The following is an 11,434-nucleotide window of genomic DNA, read 5'->3' on the forward strand; positions in this document are numbered from 1 at the left end:
GGTCAGGCAGCGGGGGTGCGCAGGCGGGCACCGGGGCCGGGACGGGGCAGGGCGTCGCGGGGGCTGACCAGGTCGTGGCCGGCGGCGCAGCGCATGGTCACGCCGACCTCGGCGCCGCAGTCGCGGTGGGTCACGGTCAGCGCCGAGCCGTCCGGGTCGGCGCAGTACCGGTCACCCCACTGCAGCAGGGCGATCAGCACCGGCCACAGGTCGAGACCTTTGCCGGTGAGCCGGTACTCGTAGCGTTGCCGCTCCCCCGGCTCCTGGTACGGGTGCCGGCGCAGCAGGCCCTGGTCGACCAGCATGGCGAGCCGGTTGGTCAGCACCTGGCGGGGAACGCCGGTGCGTTCGCGCATCTGGTCGAAGCGGCGGACGCCGTTGAAGACCTCGCGGAGCACGACGACGGTCCACCGCTCGCCGAGGATCTCCATGGTGCGGGCGATGGTGCAGTTGTCGATGGACCAGTCGAGTGCGGTAGGTCTCACCGTCACCAGGCTAGGTCTCGTTGACAGACCTAGCAACTGGCTGACAGCCTGCAATGATGACGCAGACTCAGCAGCCGGCGCCGGACGCGACGCAGCGCAGCCGTACCTTCTCGTGGACCGACCCGGCGACGGTCCGGCTGGCCGCGTTGAACGGCCTCGACGGGCTGGACCAGCTGCGGGCGATGGCCTCCGGTGAGATCCCCGCCCCACCGGTGATGGTGATGCTCGGCCTCGAAGGCCTGGAGCCCGAGCACGGCCGGGTGGTCACCACGCTGACGCCGCAGGAGTTCCACTACAACGCTCTGGGCACGGTGCACGGCGGGATCATCTCGACGCTGCTGGACACCGCGGCCGGCTGCGCGGTGCACTCGGTCCTGCCGGCCGGGACGAGCTACACCTCGATCGACCTGAACGTGAAGTTCCTGCGCCCGGTCACGCTCGCCTCGGGCACGCTGCGCTGCGAGGGCACCGTCGTGCAGCGCGGGCGGCGCACCGCGTACGCCGAGGCGAAGCTGACCGACGCCGCCGGCCGGCTGGCCGCCCACGCCACCTCGTCCTGCCTGCTGTTCGAGCTACCGCCGACGACCTGACCACCCCCGGACACCCGCCGGTTCACACCGACAGCAGTTGGCGGACCGATTCGTCGCGCAGGTCCTCCTTGTCGCCGGCCCGGACCACCTCGCCGGCGTCGAGGATGACGAACTGGTCGGCCAGCCGCAGCGCCAGTTCGAGGTACTGCTCGACCAGCAGGATCGCCAGCCCGGCCTCGGAGTGCAGCCGTTCGATTGCCTCCTCGATCTCGACGATGATGGACGGCTGGATGCCTTCGGTCGGCTCGTCGAGCAGCAGCATCTTCGGCCGGGTGACCAGGGCGCGGGCGATCGCCAACTGCTGCTGCTGGCCGCCGGAGAGGAACCCGGCCCGGCGACGCAGCAGACCGCGCAACGCCGGGAACAGGTCGAGCGCCTCGTCCAGGGCCGCCTTGTCGGTCCCGGCCGCCTCGATCGCCACCTGCAGGTTCTCCGCGACGGTCAACTGCGGGAACGTCTCGTGGCCCTGCGGCACGTAGCCGAGCCCGAGCCGCACCCGCTCGTGGGTACGTAGTTTGGTGATGTCGCGGCCTTCGAAGGTGACCCGGCCGGCGCGCACCGGCAGCACCCCGGTGATTGCCTTCAGCAGCGTGGTCTTGCCGACCCCGTTGCGCCCCATCACACAGACCAGCGCACCGGCCGGGGCCTGCAGGTCGACCCCGAAGAGCACCTGGGCCCGGCCGTAGGAGACGTCGAGGCCCTCGACGGTGAGCATGGCGGTCACGGCGACGCCTCCTGAGCGACGGGTTCGGTGTTCTCCTCCCGGGCACGGCCGAGGTAGACCTGTTGCACCCGGGGGTCGGCCTGCACCTGCGCGACGGTGCCCTCGCAGAGCAGGGTGCCCTCGTGCAGCACGGTGACGGTGCTGGCGAAGCGGCGCAGGAACTCCATGTCGTGCTCGATCACCATCACGGTGTGGTCCTTGGCGACCTCGCGCAGCAGCTCGCCGCTGCGGTCCCGTTCGCTGCGGCTCATCCCGGCCACCGGTTCGTCGAGCAGCAGCAGGCTGGGCTGCTGCACGATCAGCATGCCGATCTCCAGCCACTGCCGTTGACCGTGGGACAGCACCCCGGCCGGGGCGAACGCGAGGTCGGCCAGTCCGGTGGTCTCCAACGCCCGGGACACCTCGTCGGACACGCCCCGGCGGCGGCGCAGCAGGCCGACCATCCGCCGGCGGAAACTGGCCGCCAGGTCGAGGTTCTCCAGGACGGTGAGCTGCTCGAACACCACCGACGTCTGGAAGGTACGGCCGATGCCGAGCCGGACGATCTGGTGTTCGCGCCGGCCGACCAGCTCCTGACCGTTGAATCGCACCGACCCGGAGGCGGGCCGGGTCCGACCGGTGACGACGTCGATCAGGGTGGTCTTGCCGGCACCGTTCGGTCCGATCAGGAACCGCAGTTCACCCGGCTCGACCGTGAGGCTCAGGTCGGTGACCGCCCGGAACCCGTCGAAGACCACGTTCAGGTCGCGGACCTCCAGTTTGCCGCTCACCGCTGGTCACCTCCGACCGAGGCGGTCGCCGCCGGCTGTGTCTGCGCTGGTGTCACCGGGTCGCCGGCCGCCGGCGAGACCGGGGCCGCACCCGGTGGGTCGCCGGTGGGTCGGCCGGGCCAGCGGTGCCGTACCGCCGACCAGCCGTCGGCGAGCAGCCCGGCCAGTCCCCGGGGTGCCCACATCATCACCGCGATGAACAGGCCACCGAGCAGGTAGAGCCAGCCCGACGGCCACTGCTCGCTGAGCACCGTACTGCCGTAGTTGAACAGGATCGCTCCGCCGACCGCGCCGACCAGCGAGAACCGCCCGCCGATGGCGACCGCGACCAGCATCTCGATCGACGGCACCACACCCAGGTCGGCCGGGCCGAGGATGCCGACCACCGGCACGAACAACGCGCCGGCGATCCCGGCCATCGCCGCCGACAGGGCGTACACCAGGGTCTTGACCACGGCCGGGTCGTAGCCGAGGAACCGGACCCGGTCCTCGCCGTCGCGGATCGCGACCAGCAGCTTGCCGAACCGGGAGTGGGTGAGCTGCCAGGCGGCCAGGAACACCAGGCCGAGCGCACCGACGCAGACGTAGTAGACGATCCGTTTCTGCGTCGGGTCGTACAGGTCGAGGCCGAAGAAGAACTGGACGTTGGTCAGGCCGTTGGTGCCGCCGGTGAGGCCCTGCTGGCCGACCAGCAGGATCACGAACGCGGCAGCCAGGGCCTGGGACAGTACGGCGAAGTAGGCGCCGCGGACCCGTTGCCGGAACACCAGGGTGCCGAGGATCAGTGCCACGGCGGTCGGTAGCACCACCACCATGGCCAGGGCGAAGAACGGGTTGCGGAACGGTGCCCAGATCGCCGGCAGCGTCTCCACCCCGCTCCACACCATGAAGTCGGGCAGGTTGCCCTCGCCTGCGTCGGAGAGTTTGAGGTACATGCCCATGGCGTAACCGCCGAGGCCGAAGAAGACGCCCTGGCCGAGGGTGAGCATGCCGCCGCGTCCCCAGGCCAGGTAGATACCGACCGCGACGATGGCGTAGCAGAGGTACTTGGCCAGCAGGTCCAGCCGGAACGGGCTGAGCGCCAGCGGCGCGACGACCAGCAGCACGACGCCGACGGTGACGAAGACGGCCGGGCCGGGCCAGCGGGCGGCCGGGCCGGCGGTGAAGCGGGCCGCCGGCCGCGTGGCGGCACCGGTCGTCCGGGCCGCGCTCATGTCAGCGCCCGGGAACGGAGGACGAACATGCCCTGTGGACGGAACTGGAGGAAGGCCACGATCACCGCGAAGACCACCACCTTGGCGAGGCTGGCATCGGTCCAGAACTCGACATAGCTGTTGATGACGCCGAGGGCGATCGCGGCGATGACCGCGCCGCGCAGCTGCCCGAGTCCCCCGGCCACGACGACGAGGAAGGCGTCCACGATGTAGTAGGTGCCCAGCGACGGACCGACCGGGCCGATCAGGGTCAAGGCCACCCCGGCGACGCCGGCCAGGCCGGAGCCGATGAAGAAGGTGAGCTGGTCGACCCGGTGGGTGGCCACGCCGGTCACCGCCGCGAGTTGGCGGTTCTGCATCACCGCCCGCATCCGTCGGCCGTACGAGAGTTTGCTCAGGTAGAGCGAGATCGCCACCACGCAGGCGACCGCGAGGACCATGATGAAGATCCGGTTGTACGGCAGCCGTACGCCGGCCACGTCGATCCCGCCGGTGAGCCAGCCGGGCGCGGTGACCTGAACGTTCGGCGCGCCGAAGATGTCGCGGGCGAGCTGCTGCAGGATCAGGCTGACGCCGAAGGTGAGCAGCAGGGTGTCCAGGGGCCGGCCGTAGAAGCGCCGGATCACCAGGCGTTCCAGGATAAGGCCCATGGTGCCGGCGATGAGGAACGCGACCGGCAGGGCGGCCGGGACGGCCTGCGCCCCGACCAGCCCCTGCATCATGTACGCGGTGTAGGCGCCCGCCAGGATGAACTCCCCGTGGGCCATGTTGATGACGCCCATCTGACCGAAGGTGAACGTCAGGCCCAGCGCGATCAGGAGCAGCACCGCTCCGATGCTCGCGCCGATGACCAGTTGGTTGAGTACCGCCATGGCGGGCACCTCCCTCCGCTTGCTACCGACCGGTCAGGACAGGCCCTCGGCCCAGTCGTAGCCGGTCAGGTACGGATCCGGCTTGATGGGTTCACCGGAGTTCCACACCTCCTGGATCTGGCCGTCGGGCTGCACCACGCCGATCCGGGCCGTCTTGTAGACGTGCTGGTTGTCGCCGTCGATGGTGACCTTGCCTTCGGGGGCGTCGATGCTGATCCCGCCGGCGGCTTCCTTGACGGCTTCGACCTCGGTGGTACCGGCGGCCTCGACGGCGGCGGCCCACAGGTAGACGGCGTTGTAGCCGGCCTCCATCGGGTCGGAGGTGACCTTCTCGGCGCCGTACTTGGCCTTGAACGCCTCGACGAAGGCGGTGTTCCGTTCGCCTTCGGTGGTCTGGTAGTAGTTCCAGGCCACCAGGTGTCCGGCGACGTTCTCCGGGCCGATGCCGACGACCTCCTCCTCGGCGACGCTGACCGAGACGGTCGGCATCGCGTCGGCGGTGATGCCGGCGCTGGTCAGCTGCTTGAAGAAGGCGACGTTGCTGTCGCCGTTGAGGGTGTTGAAGACCGCGTCGGGCTTGGCCTGCTGGAGTTTGTTGACCACGGTGCTGTATTCGGTGTGGCCCAGCGGGGTGTACTCCTCGCCGACGACCTGCATCCCGTTGGCCTCGGCGTACGCCTTGATGATCTTGTTCGCGGTGCGCGGGAAGACGTAGTCGCTGCCGACCAGGAAGATCGTCTGGTGGCCCTGCTCCTTGAGGTAGTCCAGGCCGGGCACGATCTGCTGGTTGGTGGTCGCTCCGGTGTAGAAGATGTACGGCGAGCTCTCCAGCCCTTCGTACTGCACCGGGTACCACAGCAGCGCCTTGTTGCGCTCGAAGACCGGCAGCATCGCCTTGCGCGAGGCCGACGTCCAGCCACCGAAGACGGTGGCGACCTTGTCCTGGGATATGAGTTTCTGCGCCTTCTCCGCGAACGTGGGCCAGTCCGAGGCACCGTCCTCGACGACGGGTTCGATCTGCTTGCCCAGTACGCCGCCGGCGGCGTTGATCTCCTCGATCGCGAGCAACTCTGCATCGCGTACGGTGACCTCGCTGATGGCCATGGTGCCGCTCAGCGAGTGCAGGATGCCGACCTTGATGGTGTCGGAGTCAGCGCCGCTGCCCGAGGACGTGGGGTCCTCGGCACAGGCGGTCGCGGCGACCAATGTCGACAATATACAGAGTGCGGCGAGGCCGCCCCGGAAGCGTCGTGGCATCCAACTCCCCTTCAGCCGAAGTTGTGGGTGCCACGAAACGTAGGGAGGCGGAGTTTCACGAATCTCGACGTATCGATTTCCAACGCGTTAAGCCCGCCTCACCGCGAACCTGAACGTTCGGTGAGGCGAGCCGTACGCTGCGTGCCAGCACGCTGGGCTGTTGCCTGGTGGTCGACGGGCGGGCCGTACCCGCAGGTCAGCGGCCGCGGGCGCGGCGCTCCTCGCGGCGGGCCTCGAACCGCGCGGCGGCGGTCTCCAACTGGTCCATCTGCGCGGCCAGCTGCTCCCGGGCCGCCTCGCCGTCGGCGTCCAGGCCGGTGACGTTCCAGATGTCCCACTGGCGCAGCACCGGCGCGAGCACCTCGTCGCGGTGCTGGCGCAGGTCGTAGATGCCGGCCAGGGCGATCGCCACCGACTTGCGGGCGAAGCCGTCGATCCCGGCACCGGGCATCTGGAAGTCGGCGACCACGTCGGCGACCGCCCGCATCGCCTGGCTCGGCGCCAGCTCGAACGCCGCGCCGAGCAGGTTGCGGTAGAACATCATGTGCAGGTTCTCGTCGGCGGCGACCCGGGCGAGCAGCCGCTCGCAGTGCGGGTCACCGGTGGCCTTGCCGGTGTTGCGGTGCGAGATCCGGGTCGCCAGCTCCTGGAACGACACGTACGCCAGCGAGTGCAGCACCTCGTCGCCGTGGACGTTGGCGTACCCGTTGGACATGTGCTCCATCCGGGCCCGCTCCAACGCCACCGGGTCGACGGCCCGGGTCACGGTCAGGTAGTCCCGGATGGCGATGCCGTGCCGGCCCTCCTCGGCGGTCCACCGGTGCACCCAGGTACCCCAGGCGCCGTCGCGACCGAACAGGGAGGCGATCTCGTGGTGGTACGACGGCAGGTTGTCCTCGGTCAGCAGGTTGACGATCAGCGCGGTCCGGGCGATGTCGGGGATCTGCGAGTCCTCCGGCGACCACGCCTCGCCGCCGAGCAGTCCGTCGAAGGTGCGTCCCTCACTCCACGGCACGTACTCGTGCGGGAACCATTCCTTGGCCAGGCCGAGGTGGCGGTTGAGGTTGTCGGCGACCACCGGTTCGAGCTCGATGAGCAGCGCGGTCTGGGACATCGGGGCGGTGGCGGCGACGGTCAACGACTTTCTCCCAACACGACAACAACCTACGGCTACGTAACTTACGCAACCGTAGGTTATTTGCTGCCGTCGCCGCCACTTCTCCCCGACGGATCGCGGCTATCAAGGCCGATTGTCCGCTATGTCGCCGAACCGGAGGCCGTCGGTACCGACCCGGAGACCTCCGGTACGAGGTCGCCGGAGGCCGGCAGCCAGGCATCGGCCGCCGCCGCGACCTGCTCCCCCGACCGGATGTCCTTGACGCTGTCCGGCTCGCCGTCCACCCCGAGGAACCAGACGTACGGGACACCCCGACGCTCGGCGTACCGGATCTGCTTGCCGAACTTGGCCGCCGACGGCGACACCTCGGTGGCGATCCCCCGCCGGCGCAGCGCGTCGGCCACCCGGTTGCCGGCCGGCCGGTCGGCCTCGGATGGCAGCGCCACCAGCACACAGGTCGGCACCGGCCGGGAGATCGACAGCGCGTCGGCACCGAACAGCAGCCCCAGCAGTCGGGACACGCCGATCGAGATGCCGACCCCGGGAAAGCGGTCCGCCCCGGCCGAGGCGAGATCGTCGTAGCGGCCACCCGAGCAGATCGAGCCGAACCGCTCGTACCCCTGCAGCTGGGTCTCGTAGACCGTGCCGGTGTAGTAGTCGAGGCCGCGGGCGATGCGCAGATCGGCGACGCACAGGCCGGGCGAGTGCGCGGCCGCGGTCTGCAGCACCGCGACCAGCTCGGCCAGCCCTTCGTCGAGCAGCGGGTGCTCGACGCCGAGCCCGCGCACCGCGTCGTCGATCGAGGCGTCCGGCGCCGAGATCTCCGCCAGCGACAGGCAGGCCTTGGCCTGGCTCTCACTGGCACCGGCCGTACTCATCAGCAGCTCGGCCACCCGCTGCGGGCCGAACCGGTCCAGCCGGTCGATCGCCCGCAGCGCGGCGTCCAGATCGGTCAACCCGATCCCCCGGTAGAAGCCTTCGCAGACCTTGCGGTTGTTGACCTGAATGCGCACCGGCGGGATCGGCAGACTCGCCAGCGCGTCACCGATGATCAACGGAAGCTCGGCCTCGTGGTGCGGGGCCAGCTCGTCGCGGTCGACGATGTCGATGTCGGCCTGCAGGAACTCGCGGTAGCGACCCTCCTGTGGCCGTTCGCCGCGCCACACCTTCTGGATCTGGTAGCGGCGGAACGGGAACTGCAGCTTGCCGGCGTTCTCCAGCACATAGCGGGCGAACGGCACGGTCAGGTCGAAGTGCAGCCCGAGGGCGTCGTCACCGGTCTGCGCATCCGGATCGGCCTGCAGTCGACGCAGCAGGTAGACCTCCTTCGAGGTCTCCCCCTTGCGCAGCAGCTGGTCCAGCGGCTCGACCGCGCGGGTCTCCAGCGGGGCGAACCCGTACAGCTCGAAGGTACGGCGCAGCCGGTCGATCACGTACTGCTCGATCATCCGCTGCGGGGGCAGCCACTCCGGAAAGCCGGAGATCGGCCTGGGCTTGCTCATCAGGTGCGTCCTTGTCACAGTCCGGTACGGCGGGCCGGCGCGGCGATGTCGCCGCCGGCGGCCTCGTGCAGGTAGGGGTTACTCACGCGCTCCTGACCGATGGTGGTGGCCGGGCCGTGGCCGGGCAGCACCACGGTGTCGTCGGCCAACGGCAGGATCTTGTCGCGCAGGCTGGTCATCATCGCCGGCATGCTGCCGCCGGGCAGGTCGGTGCGGCCGATCGAACCGGCGAACAGCACGTCGCCGGAGAGGCAGACCTGCTCGGCCTCCCAGGGCGAGCCGGCGCCGGGCAGCCGGAACAGCACCGACCCACCGGTATGGCCAGGGGCGTGGTCGACGCTGATCTCCAGACCGGCGAGCAGCAGCGTCGCGCCGTCGGTCAGTTCGGCCACGTCGTCGGGTTCGCTGTACGGCAGCCGACCGCCGAACATCGCGGTCAGATCGGCCGACAGGCCCTTGGTCGGGTCGGCGAGCATCTCCCGGTCGCCCGGGTGGACGTACGCGGTGATACCCCGTGCCCCGCAGACCGGCGCCACCGAGAAGGTGTGGTCGAGATGGCCGTGGGTGAGCAGCACGGCGGCCGGCTGCAACCGGTACTCGGCCAACGCCTGCTCCAACTGGTCCAGTACGCCGATGCCGGGGTCGACGACGACGCACTGCTCGCCCGGCCCGGTCGCCACCAGGTAACAGTTGGTGCCGAACGCCTGCGCCGGGAAACCAGTGATGAGCACGCCCCTGCCTCCTCCCGGCCTGCCCGCACGACAGGTCGGGCAGCGCCGTGGCCGAGCCTAACGGTCGGTGGCACCGGTCGTGCGGTGGCACACCTGCCGGGCCGGCGCACACCCCGGCAGACGCATCCGTCACAATGATGATCTCCGATTGGATACGGAGCGGACCTCATACAACAATTTCCCAGCGGATACCCGTACACTCTGGCGGGCATGTGGCGTGGCGCACCGCAAAGGCGCCCGGATCCGGCGCGCCCGCCACTGGACGCGGGGACGAACACGAAAGGGGAGCACGGGTGGCTTCCAGCAGGGACCGGCAGCGCAAGTTGGCGCGGGCGAAGCTCGACCGGCAGATGGCCCGGCGTGCCGCCAGCGCGCGGCGCAAGCGGCGGATCCGCGCCGGGTTGGGTGCCGGCCTCGCGGTGCTGGTGATCACCGCCGGTTCGGCGTGGGCCCTCGGTGCCTTCGACCGCGAGCCGGAGACCACCACGGAGGCGGGCAGCACCTGCACCTGGACGCCGCAGGACCCGGCGGCCAACAGCAACCTGACCGACGTCGGGACGCCCGAGTCCGTCAACCCGCCGAACCGCGGCGTCCAACCGATGACGATCACCACCAGCGTCGGTGAGCCGATCACCGTGGAGCTCAACCTGTCCGCCGCCCCCTGCGCGGCCGCCAACTTCGCCCACCTCGCCAGCCGCAACTTCTTCGACGACACCACCTGCCACGAGATCACCGACGAGGGTGCCATCCTCTGCGGCGACCCCAGCGGCACCGGGCAGGGCGGGCCGACGTACTCGTACTTCAGCGAGAACGTGCCGGTCGCACCGCAGGTCGACCCGTCGGCGGACCCGGCCGTGGACCCGGCGGACCAGCCGCCGCTCTACCCGGCCGGTACGGTGGTCGCGGTCGGCGTGCCGCAGGGCACCAACGGCAGCCAGTTCAAGATTTTCTTCAGGGACTTCACCACCGAGTTCCCCAGCTACCCGATCATCGGTAAGGTCACCGCCGGCATGGCCACGGTCGACCAGATCGGGGCGCTCCCCCGAGTGGACAACGGCAGCGGAGCGCAGGTGAAGCCGGAGACCGATGTCGTCATCCAGAGCCTGACCGTCGGCGAGCCGGTCGAGGAGCCATCGCCGTCAGCCAGCGCGGAACCGTCGCCGTCGGCCAGTCCCGAGCCGGAACCGTCGGCCAGCACCGCGTCCTGACGACGACAGTCAGCACCAGATAACCCGATTCCAGGAGGACCACCGTGACGTCGACCAGGGAGCGGCAGCGGGCCGCTGCTCGGGCCCGCCTCGAGAAGGAGATGGCCGAGCGCGCTGCGGCTGCCCGCAAGCGCCGCCAGTTGCAGGCCGGTATCGGTGCCGGTGTCGCCCTGCTGCTCGTCGTGGCCGGCACGGTGTGGCTGGTCGCCAGCCTCGGCGACGACGAGACCGAGACTCCGCAGGCCGAGGGCGACCCGGCCGCCACCACCTGTGTTTGGAACGAGATCCCCGCCGAGCAGCGCACCCCCACCGTCAAGGACGTGGGGCTGCCGCCGACCACCACCCCACCGGACTCCGGCACCCAGGTGATGACGCTGGACACCAACTTCGGTGAGATCCAGGTGACCATGAACCTGGCCGAGGTGCCGTGCACGGCGGCCAGCTTCAGCCACCTGGCGAGCAACCAGTTCTGGGACAACACCAAGTGCCACCGGATGTTCCCGGGGATGCTGCAGTGCGGCGACCCGAGCGCCACCGGGGAGGGATACCGGGACAGCGACGGCACCGGCGGACCGACCTACCAGTACGCCAACGAGAACCTGCCGATCGACGACCGGCCCCCCTACCCGGCCGGGGTGATGGCGATGGCGAACAGCGGCCCGGACACCAACGGCAGCCAGTTCTTCTTCATCTACCAGGATGTCGAACTGAGCCCCGACTACACGATCGTCGGTCAGGTCACCGAGGGTCTCGAGGTGATCCAGGAAGCGACCGAGGCCGGACACGACGGCGCGTTCGACCCGTCCCCCGGCGGCGGTCACCCCAACAACGACATCCTGATCAACAGCTTGACCGTCAGCGAACCGCAGTGACCTCGCTGCGGTAGCGGTAAGCCTGCGGACCATCGGGTCCGGTTCCCGCGTCGGTGTACCGACGCGGGAACCGGACCCGATCACGTGTGGTG

12 protein-coding genes are annotated in these 11,434 nt (G+C 69.9%); 3 read left to right on the top strand and 9 right to left on the bottom strand.

Going from position 1 to position 11,434, the window contains the following annotated elements; translation table 11 throughout:
• Positions 1-2: 2 nt before the first annotated feature.
• Positions 3-485: a winged helix-turn-helix transcriptional regulator gene (locus O7608_RS23160; protein WP_289206592.1), complete on the bottom strand. Its 483-nt coding sequence runs from the start codon at positions 483-485 to the stop codon at positions 3-5.
• Between the two features lie 56 nt (positions 486-541).
• Here O7608_RS23160 and O7608_RS23165 point away from each other — a divergent pair, with 56 nt between their 5' ends.
• The gene (locus O7608_RS23165; RefSeq protein WP_289206593.1) at positions 542-1,075 is read left to right on the top strand and encodes a PaaI family thioesterase; all 534 of its coding nucleotides are present in this window, start codon (positions 542-544) and stop codon (positions 1,073-1,075) included.
• 22 nt (positions 1,076-1,097) lie between these two features.
• Here the strand turns inward: O7608_RS23165 and urtE are convergent, their stop codons facing one another.
• The 8 genes from urtE to O7608_RS23205 all read right to left on the bottom strand — a co-directional run bounded on the left by urtE (position 1,098) and on the right by O7608_RS23205 (position 9,262).
• Entirely contained in the window at positions 1,098-1,790 is a 693-nt protein-coding gene (gene urtE / locus O7608_RS23170; protein ID WP_289211002.1) for an urea ABC transporter ATP-binding subunit UrtE, read from the bottom strand.
• A gap of 5 nt (positions 1,791-1,795) precedes the next feature.
• Positions 1,796-2,569 (bottom strand): urea ABC transporter ATP-binding protein UrtD, encoded by a 774-nt coding sequence (gene urtD / locus O7608_RS23175; RefSeq protein WP_289206594.1) that lies wholly within the window; start codon positions 2,567-2,569, stop codon positions 1,796-1,798.
• Positions 2,566-3,783, bottom strand: a complete 1,218-nt coding sequence (gene urtC / locus O7608_RS23180) for an urea ABC transporter permease subunit UrtC (protein ID WP_289206595.1) — start codon at positions 3,781-3,783, stop codon at positions 2,566-2,568. The genes urtD and urtC overlap by 4 nt, the downstream gene beginning before the upstream one ends.
• Positions 3,780-4,655 (bottom strand): urea ABC transporter permease subunit UrtB, encoded by an 876-nt coding sequence (gene urtB / locus O7608_RS23185; protein WP_289206596.1) that lies wholly within the window; start codon positions 4,653-4,655, stop codon positions 3,780-3,782. The genes urtC and urtB overlap by 4 nt, the downstream gene beginning before the upstream one ends.
• Positions 4,656-4,688: 33 nt before the next feature.
• Positions 4,689-5,912, bottom strand: a complete 1,224-nt coding sequence (gene urtA / locus O7608_RS23190) for an urea ABC transporter substrate-binding protein (protein WP_289206597.1) — start codon at positions 5,910-5,912, stop codon at positions 4,689-4,691.
• A gap of 196 nt (positions 5,913-6,108) precedes the next feature.
• Positions 6,109-7,026 carry an acyl-ACP desaturase gene (locus tag O7608_RS23195; RefSeq protein ID WP_289211003.1) on the bottom strand — a complete coding sequence of 306 codons (918 nt, stop codon included), beginning with the start codon at positions 7,024-7,026 and terminating at the stop codon, positions 6,109-6,111.
• 143 nt (positions 7,027-7,169) lie between these two features.
• Positions 7,170-8,531 carry a histidine--tRNA ligase gene (hisS, locus tag O7608_RS23200; RefSeq protein WP_289206598.1) on the bottom strand — a complete coding sequence of 454 codons (1,362 nt, stop codon included), beginning with the start codon at positions 8,529-8,531 and terminating at the stop codon, positions 7,170-7,172.
• Between the two features lie 14 nt (positions 8,532-8,545).
• Positions 8,546-9,262, bottom strand: a complete 717-nt coding sequence (locus tag O7608_RS23205; protein WP_289206599.1) for an MBL fold metallo-hydrolase — start codon at positions 9,260-9,262, stop codon at positions 8,546-8,548.
• Positions 9,263-9,555: 293 nt separating this feature from the next.
• Here O7608_RS23205 and O7608_RS23210 point away from each other — a divergent pair, with 293 nt between their 5' ends.
• On the top strand, positions 9,556-10,470 hold the full coding sequence (locus tag O7608_RS23210) for a peptidylprolyl isomerase (RefSeq protein ID WP_289206600.1): 915 nt from the start codon (positions 9,556-9,558) through the stop codon (positions 10,468-10,470).
• Between the two features lie 44 nt (positions 10,471-10,514).
• Positions 10,515-11,342 carry a peptidylprolyl isomerase gene (locus O7608_RS23215; RefSeq protein WP_289206601.1) on the top strand — a complete coding sequence of 276 codons (828 nt, stop codon included), beginning with the start codon at positions 10,515-10,517 and terminating at the stop codon, positions 11,340-11,342.
• Positions 11,343-11,434: the final 92 nt, after the last annotated feature.

Origin of the sequence: Solwaraspora sp. WMMA2056, from assembly GCF_030345095.1 — a bacterium.
In the GTDB taxonomy this organism is placed as follows: Bacteria; Actinomycetota; Actinomycetes; order Mycobacteriales; family Micromonosporaceae; genus Micromonospora_E.

Excerpts from the sequence above, each read along its gene's own strand:
- O7608_RS23165 (WP_289206593.1), top strand. The coding sequence starts at position 542 with ATGACGCAGACTCAGCAGCCGGCGCCGGACGCGACGCAGCGCAGCCGT.
- urtE (WP_289211002.1), bottom strand. The coding sequence starts at position 1,790 with ATGCTCACCGTCGAGGGCCTCGACGTCTCCTACGGCCGGGCCCAGGTG.
- urtC (WP_289206595.1), bottom strand. The coding sequence starts at position 3,783 with ATGAGCGCGGCCCGGACGACCGGTGCCGCCACGCGGCCGGCGGCCCGC.
- urtB (WP_289206596.1), bottom strand. The coding sequence starts at position 4,655 with ATGGCGGTACTCAACCAACTGGTCATCGGCGCGAGCATCGGAGCGGTG.
- urtA (WP_289206597.1), bottom strand. The coding sequence starts at position 5,912 with ATGCCACGACGCTTCCGGGGCGGCCTCGCCGCACTCTGTATATTGTCG.
- O7608_RS23195 (WP_289211003.1), bottom strand. The coding sequence starts at position 7,026 with ATGTCCCAGACCGCGCTGCTCATCGAGCTCGAACCGGTGGTCGCCGAC.
- hisS (WP_289206598.1), bottom strand. The coding sequence starts at position 8,531 with ATGAGCAAGCCCAGGCCGATCTCCGGCTTTCCGGAGTGGCTGCCCCCG.